This is a genomic window from Acinetobacter sp. BD54, from assembly GCF_044778325.1.
In the GTDB taxonomy this organism is placed as follows: Bacteria; Pseudomonadota; Gammaproteobacteria; order Pseudomonadales; family Moraxellaceae; genus Acinetobacter; species Acinetobacter baumannii.
Genome location: NZ_JANJEP010000008.1, coordinates 54283 through 73521 on the forward strand (window position 1 = coordinate 54283; position 19239 = coordinate 73521).

19 protein-coding genes and 1 riboswitch are annotated in these 19239 nt (G+C 40.2%); of the genes, 10 read left to right on the top strand and 9 right to left on the bottom strand.

All coding sequences use genetic code 11. The features are described 5' to 3' along the window. Positions 1-10: 10 nt before the first annotated feature. A complete protein-coding gene (locus tag NQ782_RS13770) occupies positions 11-1453 on the bottom strand; it encodes a YdiU family protein (protein WP_001160208.1) in 1443 nt (480 codons plus the stop codon). Between the two features lie 113 nt (positions 1454-1566). Next, the gene (locus tag NQ782_RS13775) at positions 1567-2739 is read right to left on the bottom strand and encodes an acyl-CoA desaturase (protein WP_057093899.1); all 1173 of its coding nucleotides are present in this window, start codon (positions 2737-2739) and stop codon (positions 1567-1569) included. 208 nt (positions 2740-2947) lie between these two features. On the opposite strand from NQ782_RS13775, the gene NQ782_RS13780 reads away from it, so the two are divergent. Beyond that, entirely contained in the window at positions 2948-3478 is a 531-nt protein-coding gene (locus NQ782_RS13780; RefSeq protein WP_000701693.1) for an META domain-containing protein, read from the top strand. 28 nt (positions 3479-3506) lie between these two features. Here NQ782_RS13780 and NQ782_RS13785 read toward each other — a convergent pair whose 3' ends face one another. The 3 genes from NQ782_RS13785 to NQ782_RS13795 all read right to left on the bottom strand — a co-directional run bounded on the left by NQ782_RS13785 (position 3507) and on the right by NQ782_RS13795 (position 6817). Then, complete coding sequence (locus tag NQ782_RS13785; protein ID WP_057093897.1) at positions 3507-4220, bottom strand: glycerophosphodiester phosphodiesterase; 714 nt, start codon at positions 4218-4220, stop codon at positions 3507-3509. Positions 4221-4292: 72 nt separating this feature from the next. After that, the gene (locus NQ782_RS13790; protein ID WP_000509974.1) at positions 4293-4871 is read right to left on the bottom strand and encodes a cob(I)yrinic acid a,c-diamide adenosyltransferase; all 579 of its coding nucleotides are present in this window, start codon (positions 4869-4871) and stop codon (positions 4293-4295) included. Positions 4872-4966: 95 nt separating this feature from the next. Further along, positions 4967-6817, bottom strand: coding sequence for a TonB-dependent siderophore receptor (locus NQ782_RS13795; RefSeq protein WP_079745762.1), 1851 nt, complete (start codon positions 6815-6817; stop codon positions 4967-4969). 23 nt (positions 6818-6840) lie between these two features. Next, a riboswitch (cobalamin riboswitch) is annotated at positions 6841-7048 on the bottom strand. A gap of 126 nt (positions 7049-7174) precedes the next feature. Between NQ782_RS13795 and NQ782_RS13800 the strand changes: the two genes are divergently transcribed. Genes NQ782_RS13800 through NQ782_RS13815 form a run of 4 tightly spaced genes read left to right on the top strand, consistent with a single transcriptional unit; the run spans position 7175 to position 10602 of the window. Continuing rightward, positions 7175-7834: a phosphoribosylanthranilate isomerase gene (locus NQ782_RS13800; protein ID WP_000083554.1), complete on the top strand. Its 660-nt coding sequence runs from the start codon at positions 7175-7177 to the stop codon at positions 7832-7834. Continuing rightward, the gene (gene trpB, locus NQ782_RS13805; protein WP_000372734.1) at positions 7818-9047 is read left to right on the top strand and encodes a tryptophan synthase subunit beta; all 1230 of its coding nucleotides are present in this window, start codon (positions 7818-7820) and stop codon (positions 9045-9047) included. The genes NQ782_RS13800 and trpB overlap by 17 nt, the downstream gene beginning before the upstream one ends. Positions 9048-9056: 9 nt before the next feature. Then, a complete protein-coding gene (locus NQ782_RS13810; protein WP_001139539.1) occupies positions 9057-9569 on the top strand; it encodes a DUF1543 domain-containing protein in 513 nt (170 codons plus the stop codon). A gap of 37 nt (positions 9570-9606) precedes the next feature. Beyond that, on the top strand, positions 9607-10602 hold the full coding sequence (locus NQ782_RS13815; RefSeq protein WP_000364279.1) for a DUF2804 domain-containing protein: 996 nt from the start codon (positions 9607-9609) through the stop codon (positions 10600-10602). A gap of 8 nt (positions 10603-10610) precedes the next feature. Here the strand turns inward: NQ782_RS13815 and NQ782_RS13820 are convergent, their stop codons facing one another. Further along, on the bottom strand, positions 10611-11486 hold the full coding sequence (locus NQ782_RS13820; protein ID WP_000991228.1) for a metal-dependent hydrolase: 876 nt from the start codon (positions 11484-11486) through the stop codon (positions 10611-10613). A gap of 120 nt (positions 11487-11606) precedes the next feature. Between NQ782_RS13820 and NQ782_RS13825 the strand changes: the two genes are divergently transcribed. The 5 genes from NQ782_RS13825 to NQ782_RS13845 all read left to right on the top strand — a co-directional run bounded on the left by NQ782_RS13825 (position 11607) and on the right by NQ782_RS13845 (position 16902). After that, positions 11607-12656, top strand: coding sequence for an AraC family transcriptional regulator (locus NQ782_RS13825; RefSeq protein WP_001155165.1), 1050 nt, complete (start codon positions 11607-11609; stop codon positions 12654-12656). Between the two features lie 244 nt (positions 12657-12900). Beyond that, on the top strand, positions 12901-13704 hold the full coding sequence (gene trpA / locus NQ782_RS13830; protein WP_000088562.1) for a tryptophan synthase subunit alpha: 804 nt from the start codon (positions 12901-12903) through the stop codon (positions 13702-13704). Further along, positions 13701-14597, top strand: coding sequence for an acetyl-CoA carboxylase, carboxyltransferase subunit beta (accD, locus tag NQ782_RS13835; RefSeq protein ID WP_001071168.1), 897 nt, complete (start codon positions 13701-13703; stop codon positions 14595-14597). Before trpA ends, accD begins: the two co-directional genes overlap by 4 nt. Next, a complete protein-coding gene (gene folC / locus NQ782_RS13840; RefSeq protein ID WP_057093894.1) occupies positions 14594-15880 on the top strand; it encodes a bifunctional tetrahydrofolate synthase/dihydrofolate synthase in 1287 nt (428 codons plus the stop codon). The genes accD and folC overlap by 4 nt, the downstream gene beginning before the upstream one ends. After that, positions 15871-16902, top strand: a complete 1032-nt coding sequence (locus tag NQ782_RS13845; RefSeq protein ID WP_057093891.1) for an SPOR domain-containing protein — start codon at positions 15871-15873, stop codon at positions 16900-16902. The genes folC and NQ782_RS13845 overlap by 10 nt, the downstream gene beginning before the upstream one ends. Positions 16903-16921: 19 nt before the next feature. On the opposite strand, the gene NQ782_RS13850 is transcribed toward NQ782_RS13845, so the two are convergent. The 3 genes from NQ782_RS13850 to NQ782_RS13860 form a co-directional block, all read right to left on the bottom strand. Then, the gene (locus NQ782_RS13850) at positions 16922-17500 is read right to left on the bottom strand and encodes a dual specificity protein phosphatase family protein (RefSeq protein WP_000714607.1); all 579 of its coding nucleotides are present in this window, start codon (positions 17498-17500) and stop codon (positions 16922-16924) included. After that, positions 17497-18309 carry an MBL fold metallo-hydrolase gene (locus NQ782_RS13855; protein ID WP_174756739.1) on the bottom strand — a complete coding sequence of 271 codons (813 nt, stop codon included), beginning with the start codon at positions 18307-18309 and terminating at the stop codon, positions 17497-17499. Before NQ782_RS13855 ends, NQ782_RS13850 begins: the two co-directional genes overlap by 4 nt. 217 nt (positions 18310-18526) lie before the next feature. Beyond that, positions 18527-19168 (bottom strand): peroxiredoxin, encoded by a 642-nt coding sequence (locus tag NQ782_RS13860; RefSeq protein ID WP_000175336.1) that lies wholly within the window; start codon positions 19166-19168, stop codon positions 18527-18529. Positions 19169-19239 lie beyond the last annotated feature (71 nt).

Consider the following 19239-nt stretch of genomic DNA (forward strand, 5'->3'; position numbering starts at 1 on the left):
GGATAAAAAATTAAGAAGAACAGCTCACCGCGACATCAGGTACATCGCTTGGTAACGGACCTAAATCTTCCGGTTTTTCCAAATCTGATTGCTTTGTATAGGGATGGTTGAGTAGCTTAAATAAGCGGTCAACCTCACTAAAATCATCTCGCTCCGCTGCCTCAATAGCTCGCTGTGCCATATGGTTACGTAAGATATAAATTGGATTTACCTGCTGCATGTTTGCATCAAGCTCATCAATATCTTGATATTCACGGATGTTTTGATACTGCGTAAGGAATGCATCAAATTGTCGAATATCAAGGCAGTCATCACGTAAAGCTTTGTATTCTTTATTTTGAAGGCGAATGAAGCTTTGGGTGTAATCGAGCTGCTCCGCTTGCAGAATACGCAAAAAGCTTAAGCCGCATTCAGTACTGTCTTTATGAAAATGAGGAAGCCCCATTTTTTGACATAACCCAGTGGTGTAATGCTCAATAAAAGTCGGCTCAAATTCTTCTAGGCAAGCGGCCAACGCTTCTTTGAACTGCTCTTTATGCTCAGGTTCGGCAAGTGGAATGAGATTATTTAACCAAGTCCATAAGTTCCAGTGCGCAATACTCGGTTGGTTTTGATAGGTGTAACGCCCTTGGTAATCGGAATGGTTGTTAATCCAATTTGGTCGGAAACGTTCCATAAAACCGTATGGACCAAAATCGAGTGTAGAACCCGTAATATTTAAGTTATCGGTATTCATCACACCATGAGCAAAACCGACCAACTGCCATTTGGCGATCATAATGGCTGTATTTCTAATCACAGCTTTAGCAAAAGCTAAAATAGGTTGCTCTTCTTGTTGGCATTCTGGATAGTGCCATTCAATGCATTTTTGAGTGAACTCGGCCAATAGCTCAGGTGCATATTGATTGATCCATTCAAAATGGCCTAAACGGATATGACATTCAGATGTTCTAAGTAACATTGCGCCAGGTTCTAGCTTTTCACGCTGTACACCTTGAGTGGAGCTTGTAAAACCTACTGCGTGACTAGAAGCAACCCCTAAAGCATTTAAAGCATGTCCTGCTAAATATTCACGAATAACAGAGCGTAAAACTGCTCGCCCATCTCCCATACGCGAATAGGGCGTGGGGCCTGCACCTTTTAAATGTAAATCTATGGTTTGGCCTTTTTTATTAAGAATCTGCGCAATGAGTAAGCCGCGTCCGTCGCCTAGTTGACCGGCCCATTGCCCAAACTGATGGCCTGCATACACCATAGCCAAAGGCGGGAATTCCGAGAAGGTACGCTGACCACTGCAAATTTCTACCCAAGCCTGTTTTTCTTCATCTGTCCATTGTAACTCTTCGGCTAAAGCTAAATTAAAGTGTCCAGCCTTTGCACCACGAAGCGGAGAAGGTTGCTGGATATGAAAAAGTTTAGGATTGAGCGATGAATAAAGCGGATTAAATTGCATAGGCTGGACTAAATATTTGAGGCAAAATTCACTATACCATAGTTAAAAACAAGCCAAAAAAATAGCACCTGCAAAGTATGGCTCTACAGGTGCTATTTCGGGATAAAGACGTATTAGTCTGGTACGACGTTTGTGTTCTTTTTAATGTTACGCATTAAAGTTTCTAAACACTCACGGTGATGACTCAAACGATGTTCAAGCAATTGGAAATCAACTTTTAACTTATGATCCATTTTGTGAATCTTTTCAGCCATTGCTGCTTTCTTTGCTTGTAACTCTTGTTCTTTGAGTTTCGCCCAGTCATTTAAAGTATGTGTAAATGCTTCATACTCTTGAGCAATACGTTGCTTCATTTGACTAATGTCGGCATTTACATCATGACCATAAATAGCCAAGTCTTGTTCAGCATATTTAAACTTCATTGCCAATTCTGCTTTTTTAATATTAAAGCTTGGAATACGACGTAGGTTCTTTGCTAAACCAATCTTAGAGCATGTCCAAATGAGCCATTTTGTTGGATCATATTGCCACCATTTCACACCATTACGATAGTCGTACTGGAAAATATGGTGATAGTTGTGGTAACCCTCACCCCAAGTTGCAATCGCTAACCAGAAGTTATCGCGTGCTGAGTTTTCATCGGTATAAGGACGTTTACCGAACATGTGGCAAAGTGAGTTGATGAAGAATGTAACTTGATGACTAATGATTAAACGTAATAGGCCACCAAGAAGTACAACACCCCATAAATCGCCAGTTGCCCAGCCAACCAAACCTAAAATACCAACGTGAACTGCTACGACCATCAAGGCATAGTATTTATGCTGGAACATCACCAGTTTGTCATTGAGTAAGTCTGGTGCATTTTTAAAATCTGGTTCAGATGGAGAATGATCGCGGATCATCCAACCCATATGGGCATACCAAAAGCCACGTTCAATTGAATATGGATCTTCATCTACATCGTCGACATGACGGTGATGGGTACGGTGACCAGATGCCCAAAGCAGAATACTGTTTTGTACAGCAAATGTGCCGCCAATCATTAAAAGAATTTTAAGTGGTAACGACGCTTCATAAGCACGGTGTGCCCAAAGACGATGGTAACCAGCAGTAATCCCCATGCTACTTAAAGCTAAAAGAAAAAATAAGCTTACCCATGCGCTTACACTAAAATCATAATAATACGCATAAATCGGGATTATGATTGCAGCAAGAATTGGTAAACCAATTAAGGTAATGCTAGCGGTCCAGTTAATTGGGGCCTTGAGTGGGGCGGAAGTCATATCCGGCAGCGCTCCTAGAAACCTTGTCATACAAGGTAAAAAGACAAATCGACATAGCAAAACCAATCTTCAAGATATATTGCTATTTTGCACATCATATTAGCACGTGCTTAGTGAGAATCACTAGCATTATTGTACAGATGTATTGAAAGAACCGTAACAGAATTAAACCATGCCTGACAACATTTCAGATAGGAGAAGTTGTGTAATGAAAATACAGCGATTGAGAAAAAAGAATAGCATTGATATTGCAAGGAAATTGCCATTGAAATGTCTTTTCATCGCAATCAGCCTTGTATTGGCAGCATGTCAAAGCACGCCGCAACCAAATAATCACAAAGGCCAAGTAAAACCAACACATCGTGTACAAACGCCAGTTGTGAAAAAGAAAGTGAGTCCAGATGGTGTTCAAGATATAGATTGGCAAATTACCCAGATAAATGGTCATAAGGCAAAATTCTTTAACCAGTGGCCGACTCTTTCATTGAACTCTACAGTCAAAACAGTAACTGGTCATACAGGATGTAATCGTGTTTTTGGGCGATACACTTTTGATTTCAGCCAAAAGAAACTTGATATGGAAGTTAACGCAGGTCATTCGAGTTGTGATGGCGCTTTGGCGCAAGAAGCAGAATTGGTCGATTCTTTACAACGTATTAAACGCTTCCAGTTAGTAGGTAATACCTTATATCTACTTGATCAAAGCGGACAGCGTTTGATTCAGGCCGAGAAAAAATAAAAGGTGGTCAATACCACCTTTTTTATATTTAAAGAGCTTCAAGCATTGTGGTTGGAATATCTGTAATTAAGCCCTGAATATCTAAATCCCGTAGTCTTTTTGCTCTTTCTACATCGTTCACTGTCCAGACACTAATGTTCAAACCAGCTTGATGCGACAATTGAATCATTTCATCTGTTGCAAGTTGATCATGCCAGCCAATATGACAGCACCCATATTGATGAGCAAGTTCAATCGCCGTTGCTCCAACCGGAAGTTCAACTAACAATCCGCGTTTAAATTGAGAGTTGGTATCACGTAAAGCGGTTAGAATTTGAAGATCAAAACTTGTGATGGTTACGACTTTCTCGAAACCTTGTAACTCAGTCTCAAGCTTTTGAACTAACTTTTCTGCTAATGCCATATCTCTTACAGCTTTAACTTCAACTTCAATATGGTCAAAGTTATCAAGTAAATTTAAAACGCCTGTAAGAGTAGGGGTTGGTTCAGAAGTTGGCCAGTTAGACCAATTTTGACGATGATCAAATGATAATGCTTGAGCCAAAGTTGATAGCTCTACAATTTGGTCGACACCTGCCGTGCGCAAAAAATTATCATCATGAATGACGACCAACTCTTGATCTTGCAGCTGACGAATATCAAATTCGACACCACGAATACCTAAATTTTTAATGTGCTGAAAACCACCTAATGTATTTTCAGGAGCTTCTCGGCGTGCACCACGATGACCAATAATGCGCATAGATTTCTATTGTCCGTTCTTTTTGATAATGATCTCTTTAAACGTAGAGATCTTTCTTAACTTAATCTATTTTTAAATCATCTCATTAATATTTTTTTGCCAAAGGACTTCTTGTCCACCTTCAGCACGCTGTAAAGCACGCGATGCGACAAATAACCAGTCAGATAGACGATTTAAAAGTTGAAGGGCAGTGGCTTGAATATTTTGATCGCGAGTTTGTACTGACATGAGCGATCGCTCTGCACGACGACAAACGGCACGGGCTTGATGGGCATAACTGCAAGATAAAGAACCAGATGGCAGAATAAATTCTTTTAGCATAGGCAAATCTTCATTCATACGGTCAATTTCTTTTTCAAGAAATTCAATACAAACGGGCTGAAGCAAATTGTAATTTGGAATACAAACTTCGCCGCCTAAGTCAAAAAGCCAGTGTTGAATCAGACTCAAGCTTTTGTCCCAATCAGCTTTATTAGCCACTTGGCTGGCTGTAATTTGTGCACGGAGCACACCAATAATGGCGTTTAGTTCATCGACATCACCAAGTGCCGCAATTCTTAGATCATCTTTAGCAACACGAGAGCCATCGCCTAAACCTGTGGTACCTGAATCGCCTGTGCGTGTATAGATTTTGCTTAAACGGTGTCCCATGATAGATATCCTGAACATAAAAAAGGGGATAATGTCGGTCAGAACATTACCCCGAAACTGGAGTTAAGAAAATATTTTTATAATAAAGTTTTCGCTTAGTAGCTTAAGGTCACACCAGCTGATGCAAGGCGGCCGCTGGCAATATAGTATGAACCAACCTCTTTATTCCATGCAGTCTTATAGTCTGTATCATATAGGTTTTGAATATTAGTAAAGATTTTAACATTTGGGCTCATTTGCCAATAAGCGTTAAAATCAAGAGTAGTGTAGCCTGGAACATCTTGTATATCTTTTGCTTTGCCTTTTGCAACGAAAGCAGTGTTGAAGCCATATACACCATTATCCCATCCAATATTCATATTGAAGTTTTGACGTGGACGATTTGGCGCATCTTGATCAGTTTCATCATTTTTAGGTTGAATATAAGCATATTCCGCATTGATAAACCAATTATCTAGTGACCACTTTAAACCTAATTCAGCACCAGTTAAGGTTGCTTTATCAATATTATAAAATACGAAATTTGTTGCAGCAGAAGATACCATCAAGTTATCAACTTTAGTTTGATAAACTGAACCATATACAGTGAAGCCGTGGTTTAGTTTTTGATCAAATCCAAGTTCATATGACACGCTTTCTTCTGGTTTTAAATCTGGATTACCTCCCCACCAAGCTGGCTCTGTAATAATTTGACCTACAACTGGTGCACGGAAAGCTGTACCAATATTTGCATATACGCTAGTTGTTGGTGTAACAAGGAAACGACCAGCAAGTTGTCCAACTGTATGTGTACCAAATTGGTCATTATCTTCTACACGAATGCCTGCTTGGGTATTAATGCCATCATGTTGATATTGATGTTGTAAATAATAGCCAGTCGTCTTATTAGAATTATCGAATCCTGTGTCACCATTATAAGCAACTACTTTCTCTGCAGTTGTTTTATTATGCTCTACACCAAATAAAATATTTTGGCTTGGTGTAAATTGCCATTTAATATTTGAATCTACCTCTTGTTGCTTGGTATTTACAATTGAAGGATACGCTGCTTTTATTAAATTATATTGATCTTCAAATTGAGAAAGACGAGTATTCCAAATAATATTGTTAGTTAAATTAAGGCGAGCGTTAACATTATATAAGCGGTTAGTAAAATCATACGCTTGCGCTGCGCCATAAGAAAAAAAGTCACCAGTACCTTTATTTTCTTTGATTTCAGCTGATAAAGCATATTGCTCTTTATCAACACCAACTTTAGCTGAATACCCTTTTTGATCAAATCCAGCTTTGCGATCGTCATTGCTAATGATTTGATCACCATCTGTTTCAAAACGTTGACCACGAATTTGAGCGTAATAACCATCTTGGGCTAAATCTATACCTAAAATAGATTTATAAGTATTCTTTTCACCAGCTTCGATCGTCGTAAAGATTTTATTTTGTGTAGGAGTTTTTGAAATTAATTGAATTACACCGCCAATAGCATCAGTACCATACTGAACTGAAGCAGGGCCTCGTAATATTTCAATTTGCTTAATATCTGTTGTATCAAATAAGTGAATATTTTGACCAGCTACAGTCGCAGTATTTGAACGCATACCGTCTTGTAAAAATAGAGTGTGTCCAGCACTAGCTCCTCGGATAAATACGGAGGCTGTTTGGCCATAACCACCTGTTTGATGAATAGTTAAGCCAGCTTCTTTTCTTAATAGCGAGGGCAAATCTGCAATTGGATTCTGTTCTATTGTTTTTTCATCAATCACTGAGATACGCGCTGGAACTTCACTTGCTTTTTCAGCACTTTTTGAAGCAGTCACTACAATTGGATCAAGCTGAGTTACATTCGTTGTATCTTCAGCAAAAATAACAGGTGAACACCCCATCGCAATAGCGATAGCCCCTACCAGACGAGTAGGTTGAAAAGATTTAGACATAACATGCTCCATACATTCACCCCACGTGAATGATCGGGTAGATAGATGAAACAAGTAGGTCTCCGGACTTCAGCGCCATAATTCATTTATGGACATATTCACCTTCCCACACTACTGCAGTGGTGTAAGTCGATTTCGACTTAAAAAATATGCTTTACATTGTTACCGTTGCGGGGGCAGTGCCGGACTTTCACCAGCTTCCCTAAAGCATGAATTGCTTACACTTGCTTCCATTTGAACGCAGTATAAAGTGCCGAATTACTTCGTACAATGTCATTTAAAGCAATTCCCTGAGAACTTTTACGCAAGGGGCAAAAATTGCATTACAATGGCGCTTATTTTAAGAAATGGTTGTAGTTTAAGCAGCTCATGAGCCAATCAAACCAAAAACGTACACGAGCAAAAATCTGTGGAATTACTCGCAAGCAAGATGTTCAGGCAGTAGTTGCAGCGGGAGCAGATGCGATAGGCTTTGTTTTTTTTCCGCCGAGTCCAAGAAATGTAACAGTTGAACAGGCAGAAGAATTAGCAAAACTCGTTCCGCCTTATGTACAAATGGTGGGTTTGTTTGTAAACGCGAGTGTTACTGAAATTCAGGATGTACTTGATTGTGTTCCCCTAGATGTATTACAACTACATGGCGATGAAACTCCAGAACAATGTCAGGAAATAGCGCGTCATTGTAAACGTCGCTGGTATAAAGCGATTCAGGTTAAACCGGATCTGGATGTAATTGCTGAAATTCAAAAATATCAGGCAGCTGGTGCCAGTGCTGTATTGCTCGATGCATGGCATCCTGAGCTTAAAGGGGGCACAGGACATCAGTTTGACTGGTCTAAATTCCCGAAACTTGATATTCCATTAATCTTGGCAGGTGGTTTAACCCCTGACAATGTCATTGACGCTATTCATACTACCGGTGCTTTTGCAGTAGATGTGAGCGGAGGCGTAGAGTCCGCAAAAGGTATAAAAGACCAACAACTCATTGAACGATTTATGCAAGGAGTCCAACGTGGATCAGCAAAATAATGTGATTGACTATACCCAATTCCCAGATGCAAATGGGCATTTCGGTATCCATGGCGGACGTTTTGTGTCAGAAACTTTAATGGCGGCATTAGAAGATTTGGAAAATCTCTATTCCCGCATGAAAAATGATGAACAGTTTTTGGCAGAATTCGACCGTGACCTCGCCTACTATGTAGGTCGTCCTAGTCCACTTTATTATGCTGAGCGATGGTCAAAAGAGTTAGGTGGTGCGCAAATTTACCTTAAACGTGAAGACTTGAACCATACAGGCTCACACAAGGTAAACAACACGATTGGTCAGGCACTACTTGCAAAGCTTTCTGGTAAAAAACGTATTATTGCCGAAACTGGTGCAGGGCAGCATGGTGTAGCAACAGCAACAATTGCAGCACGTTTAGGTCTTGAATGTGTTGTTTATATGGGTGCTGAAGACGTTAAGCGTCAAGCGATGAACGTTTACCGTATGCGTTTGTTGGGTGCAACAGTTGTGCCTGTGCAAAGTGGCTCTAAAACATTAAAAGATGCCATGAACGAAGCGATGCGTGACTGGGTAACCAACGTTGATACAACGTATTATGTCATTGGTACAGTTGCAGGCCCGCATCCTTATCCTCAACTTGTTCGTGACTTCCAGTCGATCATTGGCCGTGAAGCACGCAAACAGATCTTGGAGCAAGCAGGTCGTTTACCAGATGCATTAGTTGCATGTGTGGGTGGAGGTTCAAATGCAATGGGTTTGTTCTATCCATTCTTAAACGATGCCAACGTGAAAATGTATGGTGTTGAAGCAGCTGGTTTTGGTATTGAAACTGGTAAACACTCTGCGCCGTTAAATGCAGGCCATGTGGGTGTATTACATGGTAACCGTACTTATTTAATGAGTGATGAACAGGGCCAGATTATTGAGACACACAGTATCTCGGCGGGCCTTGATTATCCGGGTGTTGGTCCTGAACATAGCTTCTTGAAAGATATGAAGCGTGTAGAGTACGTGCCGATTAATGATACAGAGGCTCTTCAAGGTTTCCGTGACTTAACCAAAATCGAAGGGATTATTCCTGCGCTTGAAAGCTCGCACGCGATGGCGTATGTCTCTAAGCTTGCACCGACGATGTCTAAAGATCAGATTATTATTGCGACTGTTTCAGGCCGTGGCGATAAAGACTTAATGACAGTTGCACGCATTGATGGCGTAGAAATGGTCGAGATGTAAGAGGATACAATGCCAAGCTTGTTTATGGTGATGTTGGGCGGGCGTCATGCACGTGCTAATACAGAAGTTCATGATGTGGTCATGGCTGTAGGAGATACTTTGGAAGAAGTTTATCCTCAACTTAAACAGGCTTGGTTTGGTGAGGCTCAAGGATTACATATTGATGCTTGGGCTAAGCTCTCAGGAGTTAGTTCTCAAGGACAGAACTATCAAATTCATTTTACAGATGCTGCTCCACAACCAGATGATTTAAAGTTATATTTAATTAATCTAGGTGGATATAATGCACGTGAATTCGGTGAACTTCATCGTTATGAGTTTGTGGTGGCACCCAATGCGGTAGTTGCCAAACAATTAGGTAAACAATTTATAGACCGGCAGTGGCAAAAAGCACATACAGACCGGGTCATTGATATTGATGACTGTTTAGCGATAGATTGCGTGGCAGGCCGTTATATTCATTTAATAAAAGGCGATTTTGCTGCAACAATTTGGGAAAATACATATTTGACTGTGGGATAGGTCATTTGAAATCTAATATTCATATGGAAGTGGGTAAATGGATTTAATTCAAGAAAATGGACAGCCTCGTTATGGGCGTTTTGAATCTGTACCGTCCACCATTCATGTCCAACGTTATATTTATAAAACTCCTTATGGCAAAGTCCTAAAAGGCTGGCGCAAGCAATTAAAATATAAGAAGTTTAAATTCTGTGGCATTCAACATAAACATTATAGTATTGGTCTGGCAATTGCAGATATTGGCTGGGTCGGACACGGTTTTTTCTATATCTATGACCATGAAACAGGGCAAGTCATTGAGTGGAATGCTATTCAGCCGTTAGGTCATAAGACTTATCTTGATGAACAGCCTTTGTTTAATCAAAGTTATTTTTCTAAATCGCCTTATCAGTTCGATATTCAGCATGCCAATGGTGTGCGATACATTCGGGTGACTAAATATGGGGAAATTTGTCTGAGCGCTCGTATTTTCTGCGCCGGAACAGATATTTTAAGCTTGTGTACACCAACAGGCATCAATGGTTGGACCTATACCCAAAAGCAGACCACTTTGGCTGTAGAGGGAATGTTCATTAATAAGCAAAATCAAGTTGTACAATTTGATGAAAAGACATTTGCATCGCTAGATGATACTTGCGGATTTTTACGTCCTGAAACAGCTTGGTTCTGGCTCTCATGTAACTTCTGGGATGAACAGGGGCGTCGTATTGGGTTAAATCTGGCCTCGGGTGTTAATGAAAGTTTTGGTAATGAAAACTGCCTATGGATTAACGGAGTTTTATTTCCGCTCACAGATGTTTTATTTGAAAAAGTAAATGATGAACTTTGGCAAATTAGCTCGCTAGATCAAAAACTTAATCTACAAGTGCATATTGGGTGGTGCCGATATGAAAATATCAACTTAAGAATGATTGGCAGTCAGTTCAATCAATGGCAAGCTAAAATTAGCGGCACGATTGAGCATGAGACAACCGATATAATCAATTGCAAAGAACAATACGGTTTACTAGAGCAACATTATGCAAAATGGTAACAAGCAGGTTATAAACCTGCTTGCCAAAATGCTTCACCCGCTGCAATAGGGTCATTTGTCTTTTCGAGTGTTTCAATCCAAACAGGATACTGACGAATAACAGGATGCTGGCTTGGATGAAAATCTTTTTTAAACCAATCCATATATTGTTTTTTCATAGCTGTTAATGTGCCATTTTTGCCAAAGAACCAAGGTAAACCTTTAAGGTTCATCAAAAGTCTTTCTCTTGGACTGAAGCCATCACATTTCAACATGATATTGGTACGGTAAAGCGTAAAACCGAACATGAGTACGGTTGTTAAAACAAGCACAAAGCGACGTGTTGACTCTGGAACTTCTCCCACCTGTTTCATGACATCAAAGGCAACATCGCGGTGCTCCATTTCTTCAATGGCATGCCAAGCAAACAGTGCTCGAACATAAGGATGAGCGTTTTCTAAAGTTTTTTTATGGCTATAAAAGGTTTCTGCCATTAACGCTGTTAAATGTTCAGCGGCAGCGGTCATGGCAATATTATATTGTGGTGAACGTTTTGTTAGTTCAAAGCGGAAAATCTTTTTAAGGGTGGTTGTGAACTGGTCAACAGGCATGCCTTGCTCTTTCATGAGCTGATTCATTTTGTCATGTGCAATACCGTGTTGAGCTTCTTGTTTAATAAAATCCGCAACTCGTTTTTGTAGTTCAGGGTCATCAATTTTGTCGCGGAACATGCGCACACATTCAATGAAGTAACGCTCTCCATCTGGAAAGGTTAAGCTGAGTGCATCAAACATACGAGTTAAAAAAGGGTCATTGTTAAACCAAAAGCGAGGTGCTTCGTTTAAATGAAAATCGAGATCTTTACGAACTACTGGTTCGACCTGATAAGAAACATGTGCGTTCATCTTTTATTTCTCGCAACTATAACCTTTTCATTAGTATGTCGCGAGTGGTCGGCTTTGTTTTGACAGTTATCGCCAATTTTTATACAGTTTGCGACAAAATGGCAGTAAAAAGGACGCGCCATGCAAGAATTTACTATCTCAAATGGTTACTTCTACCTTTGGAATACGTATTTAAAAGAAAAAGGAATAGATTGGCAGACACTTAATTTAAGTGAAATTCAAACACGTCAAGTCCAAAATATTTTATCTGCTTCTATAGATGCTCAATCTTCTTTAGACCTTTTTATTGAACTTTTAGAGATAACTGAAACGCGATTACATGTGACTAATTTGGCTTTAGAGATGGCAGCCTGTATTACCCCTGCCAACTTTGGGGTCTTGGGTTATATGGCGTCCAGAAGTGATACCTTAGGTCAAGTGGTGGAGTATATTGCAAAGTTTCATCGTTTGGTCATTGATGGTGCACAGGTTGTACCTATACAAATTGAACAGGATGCCTCCAAAATTCGCCTATATTGGCCTTTGGTCGACGACAGTAATATTCTACTAAGTGAGCTGACCTTGGCTGCAATGGTACAGCTTGCTAAACAGATTGCCCCTGTACATGAGTTTCTTTTACAGCATGTAGAGTTCGTACACCGAGCGCGTGGGGCAGTAGTTCACTATCAACGTTTCTTTCAGTGCAAATTATCATTTGAGCGGCCTTACTATGCATTAACTTTTGCAAGTGAAAGTTTAAATGTTCGCCCTCAACATGCAGACCCAACTTTGGTGCAACTTTTGGTGAAACAAGCTGAAGAAGCTTTAGTTCAGCGGAAAATACATGCCGATTTAGTTCAGCAAATACATTGGATCGTACAGGAATACTTTAAGCATAAGCAGCAAGCACCCAAAATAGAAGATATTGCCATCGAGTTGAATGTTTCTGTTAGAAGCTTGCAGCGCCAATTACAGGCATTAAACACTTCATTTAAATTAATTTTAGATGCTGAGCGTATGAAACGCTGCGAGATATTGTTAAGTCAAAATGAAAGTCTGACTGCAATTGCCGACCAGTTAGGTTATTCGGATCAGTCTGCACTAGCAAGAGCATATAAAAATTTAACAGGGCAAACATTATTAACTCGAAAAAAGCAATTACAGCTCATCCAGAAAAATGCAACGAAATAGAATTTTGGATGCTTTTTTGCTCAATTTGTAAATCAATAATGGCCCAAAAATAGGAAGCTTTGATCATTGAGAAAAGTTTCAAAATATTGATAAATGTACGCCATGGGTTGTATGAATCATACAATCGAATATCGCCATAACGTTAGACCTGTTCAATGAACAAAAAATAGCGTTAAAATGCGGTGTTCTTGTATTTCTACAAACAACTCCTCAATTTTAAATAATTCAAGGAAAGCACAACCCTATGTCACGTCTTGCCACCCGTTTTGAAAAGCTGCAGTCCCAACAACGTAAAGCGCTTGTATCTTATGTCATGGCGGGTGATCCACAGCCACAAGTAACGGTGCCGTTACTTCATAAAATGGTTGCGGCAGGAGTAGATGTCATTGAGCTTGGTTTACCATTTTCAGACCCGATGGCTGATGGTCCGGTAATTGCACTTGCTGCTGAACGCGCACTTGCGGCTGGGACGAACACCTTAGATGCGTTGAACATGGTAAAAGAGTTTCGTGAGCAGGATCAGGAAACACCTGTAGTTTTAATGGGTTATCTTAATCCTGTTGAAGTGATTGGTTACGAGAAGTTTGTTTCTTATGCGAAACAATGTGGTGTAGATGGCTTATTACTTGTGGACTTACCACCGGAAGAGTCAAAAGAATTTGGTGCAATCTTGAAACAACATGATATGGACCAGATTTTCTTACTTGCACCAACTTCAACTGATCAACGTATTCAACACGTAGCGAATCAGGCAAGCGGGTTTATCTACTATGTTTCACTCAAAGGTGTAACAGGTGCAGCGACTTTGGATACTTCTGAAGCGGCTGCACGTATTGAAAAAATCAAAGGTATGACTAACGTTCCAGTTGGCGTTGGTTTCGGAATTAGTGATGCTACTTCAGCGAAAGCGATGGGTAGTGTTGCAGATGCCGTGATTGTAGGTAGTGCTTTCGTTAAATCTTTTGCAACGTTGGCAGCTGATGAAGCTGTTGAACAGACGGTGAATAAAGTCAAGGAGCTTCGAGCAGCGCTCGATGAGTTAGTATGAATCAAGAAGTGAAATCAGGGAAAGTTCTTAGCCCTTCGACGCCATGGACACAGCGTCCAGTTCCAGGTATTGAAGTTGCAGATGAGCAACAGACTCTCAAAGCAACATTTACTGAGCCAACTATTGAGTGCCCTGAATGTCATGCTTTAGTGACACGTACAGCAATATCTTTTAATGCGTATGTATGTCCACAGTGTGACGAACACTTACGAATGAAAGCTCGCGATCGCTTAAACTGGTTCTTCGACAATGTTGTGGCTGAATTAGGTCAAGAGTTTAGCGCGAAAGACCCATTAAAGTTTGTTGATAGCAAACCGTATCCAGATCGTATGCGTGAAGCGCAAACTAAAACTGGTGAAACGGAAGCTTTAATCGCCATGCAAGGTAACTTAAATGGCGTAGATATGATTGCATGTGCTTTTGAGTTTGACTTTATGGGCGGCTCAATGGGTACTGTAGTAGGTGACCGTTTTGTTAAGGCAGCTGAACTTGCAATTGAAAAACGTCAGCCATTAATCTGCTTTGCAGCTTCTGGTGGTGCACGTATGCAAGAAGGTATGTTGTCACTTATGCAAATGGCACGTACTTCTGCTGCAATTCAAAAATTAAAAGATGCAGGCTTACCTTATATCGTGGTGTTAACACATCCGGTATATGGCGGTGTAACAGCTTCTTTAGCAATGTTGGGTGATATCCATATTGCAGAACCTAAAGCAATGATTGGCTTTGCCGGTAAACGTGTGATTGAACAAACTGTACGTGAAACACTAGAAGAGCCGTTCCAGCGTGCAGAATATCTGCTTGATCATGGTGTGGTCGATCAGATTGTTCATCGTCATGCTTTACGTGATACTGTATCTCGTCTTGTATCAAAATTGATGAACTTACCTTGAAACAACAAGCTCCACTTTCAACAGACTCTTTAGATACATGGCTCAATTATTGGAGCCATGTTCACGTTACAGGGATCGATCTTGGTCTGGAACGTGTTATTCCCGTAGCAGAAAAATTAGGCGTGACTAAACCCAATGCCAAAGTTTTTACTGTTGCTGGAACAAACGGGAAAGGTTCAACCACAACAACGCTTGCGTCTATATTAAAAGCACAAGGGTACAAAGTTGGGTTGTATCAATCACCGCATATCTATCGTTTTAACGAGCGAGTCAAATTAGGTGGAGTTGAAGTTGATGACCAAAGCTTGATTGATGCTTTTGTACAAGTTGACCAGGCTCGTCGTGAGTGTGATTTAAGCCTATCTTTTTTTGAAGCAACCACTTTGGCTGCTTTTGTTATTTTTAAACAGCAACAATGCGATGTATGGGTTCTTGAAGTCGGTTTAGGTGGGCGTCTTGATGTTGTCAACGTCATTGACCCTGATATCGCCGTGATTACCAATATTGGCCTCGACCATACAGATTGGTTAGGTGATACTATCGAAAAAATTGCTTTTGAAAAAGCAGGTATTATCCGACCTAATATTCCTGTCATTTTTGCAGGTGAGCAATCTTTGCCTCAAGCGATTCAAGAGAAGGCAAATAGCTCACAAGCCACGCTATACGCGATTAATAGAGATTATTTTTATAAACTCGCCGATGATGGAAAACATTGGTATTTTGCAAGTGAAGGAACTACTTTAAGGTTGCCGCTTGGTACACTTGCAATCGAGAATATTGCAGGAGCAGTTGCGGCCGTATTAAATAGCGGACTTGAAATCTCGCAACTAGCGCTAGAGGAGGGCATTACAAATGCCCACTTGGCTGGACGCTTCGAAGTGCGTCAAATTAATGGAAAAACCATTATTTTTGATGCCGGACACAATCCTCATGGTGTTGAATTTTTGTTAAAGCAATTGCGAAATTTCTTAGAATACAATAAACAGTACACAGAAGTTGTCGCAGTATTTTCAATGCTGGCAGATAAAGATATAAAATCAGTAGTCGATTTGTTGAAACCTACTGTTTTACATTGGAAAATTGCTGAGTTGAATGTGCCGCGTGCTGCACCGATTCAGCAATTGAATGACGCCCTGCAAGGCCAGACAATACAACAATTTGGCAATATCAAAGAGGCTTTTAAATCAGCGCTTGAGCAAACAAATAACAATCAGCTGATTTTAGCCTGTGGTTCGTTTCATACTTTAGAAGCGATTTGGGAGTATTTGGAAGAATGTCAATGAATAACAAACAACGCTGGATGGGTGGCGTTGTTTTATTAGGTGGTGGTGTTTTATTGGCAGCATTACTTCTAAAAGGAAATGAAGAAATAAAACAGGTAGATGTTCAACCCCAAACTTCAACATCACCGAAATTACAAGCTAAACCAAAGCAATCAGCACAAGAAGGGCAGATGGTACAGCTACAGCCACTTGCAGTTGATGTTGAAACAGAAAAACGTCTTCTTGAAGAACAGCGCCGTTCTCGTGAAAAAGCTGTAGCAGAACAAGAGGCTCGTGCTGCCGAATTCTTGGCTATGCAACAACAGGCAGAAGCGGATGCAGCTCGTAAAGCTGCTGCTGAATATGCCGCGATTAATGCTCGCCGAGCTGCTGCACAAGAAAGTTCCGATAATATTCCTCCTGAAGTCGCGGGTAGTGAGAATAAGGCAAAAGGGCAGCAAACTGATACAAAAAAGTCAGTAGATCCGGCTAAAGCGGATGCAGATAAAAAAGCTGCTGAAGCGAAACGCTTAGCTGAGGCGGATAAGAAAGCGGCTGAGGCAAAACGTCAGGCAGAAGCAGATAAGAAAGCAGCTGAAGCGAAACGTCAGGCAGAAGCGGATAAGAAAGCAGCAGAGGTGAAGCGCCAAGCAGAAGCTGACAAAAAGGCTGCAGAAGCGAAACGTCAAGCAGAAGCAGACAAGAAAGCAGCTGAAGCGAAACGTAAGGCAGAGGCCGAGAAAAAAGCTGAAGCAGAGAAAGCACGTGAGTTGCTTGAAAATGGTGATAAAAAATGGATGGTACAGGTTGCATTGGCTGCTAACCAAGCAAATGCAGATGCTGTAGTCTCTAAATTACGTGCAAAAGGCTATAAGGTTACGACGAGCCCAACCAGTAAAGGTATCCGTATTATGGTTGGTCCTGCAAAAGATAGAGATACGGCAGATACTACACGTAAGAAAATTACTTCTGACGCCAGTTTAAATATGAAGTCAGCTTGGGTGATTGACTGGGTGCCTTTAGATCAGCGTAAGTCAGATTAAATTTTATTCTGAAATCTAATTAAGATGGATTCGACAGTTGCTGTTGAATCCATTTTACATTTTCAGGGGTAAATAAACGGTCAATATTCTTCCAAATAATATGATAACCATAACCCCCTTGTTTCATTTCTTTCACTGCATCATCAATTGCCCAGTTTTCAAAAATAATTCGATACATGGCGACGCTCGCCCCTGTACGGTCTGAACCATGATAGCAATGTAGTAAAACACGTTGATTATTTTGCTTGGCAAGCTGGATTTGCTGCATAACTTGTAATAAATCTTGTCGATCAATTGCCCATGTATTAATCGGAATATGGACAAGATTAAAGTTTTCATTTTTAAAGACTAAATCATCTGATGCTTTGGCTCTTAAGTTAATAATAGTCCCAATTTGATGGTGTTTTAATTCGGGAATCATTGCTGCATCGGGCTGTTCACTCCGGAAAACATCATTGCTAATTTGATAAAAATTATGAGTTTGAGAAACTAAGGTTCCCCAATCGTGAGGTCTGTGCTCATGGGCAATACTTTCGTGTTGCATACACCCTTGAAGGCTTAAACAGACCGCAAATGCAATGAGCGAAAATTTTTTCATGTTTGGTACCGCCGAAGCTCATGGGGGTCATGTGCACAAATGATCTCAATCGTTGGCTCATGTTGAGCCAGATGCTGTAATTTTTTTAGGTTAATAAGACGCTTTTCATTGTCTTCTGCAAATGTCTTTTCTAGAAGGCTAAGAGATCTTAATTTATTTGCTGGATTTAGCTCTAGGTGTGAGTAGTAAGCATCTCCACAAAATAATAACCATTGATTTTGTTGTTTTATCGCAATACCACAATGTCCAGCAGAATGGCCCAATAATGGCACCATTAAAATTTCATCTTGAAATAGGGGGAAACCTTTTACTTTTTCAAGGTTAAACCATTTTTCACCTTGTTGATACTCAACAAAGTTCCAGTACCGATGTTGTTTATATTGATTAGTTCTATAACGAAGCTTGCCTTTAAAATTAGGCAGTTGTGCAGCATTGTATTCAGTGGCTAGCACATGGACAGTGGCGTGGGGGAAGTCTGAAATTCCGCCTGCATGGTCAAAGTCGAGGTGAGACACAAAAATGTGCTGTACATCTTTAGGATGGAAACCCAGTTTCTGAATTTGTTGGATAGCACTGAACTCAAGATTCGGTTCAATTTTCCCCAACCGTTTGACTAAAGAACCAAGGCGCTGTTGCATGTGTAGATAATCTTGTAGGCCAAATCCGGTATCAATCAGTACAAGGCCTCGATCAGTTTCTACCAAAAGACAATGACAAACAATTTCAGCTTTCCAGCCTCTCTGCCCAAATAAAGGTGCACATACAGGGCACATACTGCCGCATTTTAAATGATGAATTTTATGGATCATGATTTTTGTTTTTTGCACAAACTCTTGGGAAGTTATAACTGATCTCAACAGTAAAAACCATGTGTATTCATTAATGTAAAAAAAAGCCATCGGGTGAGATGGCTTTTGAGATGGAAATATTTGCTCAGTTACGTGAGCTGACCGACTTAGAATTTTTTTAATATTTGCCTACGCACTGCGTTTGTCTTGCGCTTCGATTAAAGCCTTGTTAAAGGCTTTAATCTTGCTCAGGCTGTGGTGTGAGGCGTAAATAAGGTTTCACCGTAGTATAACCTTTAGGGAAGCGTTGTTTAATTTCCTCTTCATCTTTTAAAGAAGGGACAATGACCACATCTTCACCTTGTTGCCAGTTTGCTGGTGTAGCCACTTTATGCTTATCGGTTAATTGTAATGAGTCAACAACACGTAAGACTTCATTAAAATTACGACCAGTCGAAGCAGGGTAGGTGATGATTAGACGAACTTTTTTATTTGGGTCAATAATCACTAAAGAACGAACAGTAAGGGTTTCACTGGCATTCGGATGAATAAAACCGTATAGCTCAGATACTTTGCGGTCTTTGTCGGCAATAATTGGAAAATTGACTGTTGTATTTTGAGTTTCATTAATATCATTAATCCAGCCTTTGTGCGACTCTACATCATCTACAGATAAGGCAATTGCTTTAACATTACGTTTTTCAAATTCATCTTTTAGTTTTGCTGTATAACCCAATTCAGTTGTACATACTGGCGTATAGTCGGCCGGGTGTGAAAATAAAATACCCCAACTATCACCTAGAAAATCATAAAAATTAATAGTGCCTTCGCTTGATTCTTGTTGAAAATCAGGGGCTGTATCGCCTAATCGTAATGTCATGATAAATCCTCAATTGCTTAAAATTTGTTATATGTTGAAATGACTATGCCGCAATTTATTTATTATTAAAA

What these genes read in the sequence shown, in the direction of transcription:
- NQ782_RS13770 (WP_001160208.1), bottom strand. Translation starts at nt 1,453, where the DNA reads ATGCAATTTAATCCGCTTTATTCATCGCTCAATCCTAAACTTTTTCAT.
- NQ782_RS13775 (WP_057093899.1), bottom strand. Translation starts at nt 2,739, where the DNA reads ATGACTTCCGCCCCACTCAAGGCCCCAATTAACTGGACCGCTAGCATT.
- NQ782_RS13780 (WP_000701693.1), top strand. Translation starts at nt 2,948, where the DNA reads ATGAAAATACAGCGATTGAGAAAAAAGAATAGCATTGATATTGCAAGG.
- NQ782_RS13785 (WP_057093897.1), bottom strand. Translation starts at nt 4,220, where the DNA reads ATGCGCATTATTGGTCATCGTGGTGCACGCCGAGAAGCTCCTGAAAAT.
- NQ782_RS13790 (WP_000509974.1), bottom strand. Translation starts at nt 4,871, where the DNA reads ATGGGACACCGTTTAAGCAAAATCTATACACGCACAGGCGATTCAGGT.
- NQ782_RS13795 (WP_079745762.1), bottom strand. Translation starts at nt 6,817, where the DNA reads ATGGAGCATGTTATGTCTAAATCTTTTCAACCTACTCGTCTGGTAGGG.
- NQ782_RS13800 (WP_000083554.1), top strand. Translation starts at nt 7,175, where the DNA reads ATGAGCCAATCAAACCAAAAACGTACACGAGCAAAAATCTGTGGAATT.
- NQ782_RS13810 (WP_001139539.1), top strand. Translation starts at nt 9,057, where the DNA reads ATGCCAAGCTTGTTTATGGTGATGTTGGGCGGGCGTCATGCACGTGCT.
- NQ782_RS13815 (WP_000364279.1), top strand. Translation starts at nt 9,607, where the DNA reads ATGGATTTAATTCAAGAAAATGGACAGCCTCGTTATGGGCGTTTTGAA.
- NQ782_RS13820 (WP_000991228.1), bottom strand. Translation starts at nt 11,486, where the DNA reads ATGAACGCACATGTTTCTTATCAGGTCGAACCAGTAGTTCGTAAAGAT.
- NQ782_RS13825 (WP_001155165.1), top strand. Translation starts at nt 11,607, where the DNA reads ATGCAAGAATTTACTATCTCAAATGGTTACTTCTACCTTTGGAATACG.
- trpA (WP_000088562.1), top strand. Translation starts at nt 12,901, where the DNA reads ATGTCACGTCTTGCCACCCGTTTTGAAAAGCTGCAGTCCCAACAACGT.
- accD (WP_001071168.1), top strand. Translation starts at nt 13,701, where the DNA reads ATGAATCAAGAAGTGAAATCAGGGAAAGTTCTTAGCCCTTCGACGCCA.
- NQ782_RS13845 (WP_057093891.1), top strand. Translation starts at nt 15,871, where the DNA reads ATGTCAATGAATAACAAACAACGCTGGATGGGTGGCGTTGTTTTATTA.
- NQ782_RS13850 (WP_000714607.1), bottom strand. Translation starts at nt 17,500, where the DNA reads ATGAAAAAATTTTCGCTCATTGCATTTGCGGTCTGTTTAAGCCTTCAA.
- NQ782_RS13855 (WP_174756739.1), bottom strand. Translation starts at nt 18,309, where the DNA reads ATGATCCATAAAATTCATCATTTAAAATGCGGCAGTATGTGCCCTGTA.
- NQ782_RS13860 (WP_000175336.1), bottom strand. Translation starts at nt 19,168, where the DNA reads ATGACATTACGATTAGGCGATACAGCCCCTGATTTTCAACAAGAATCA.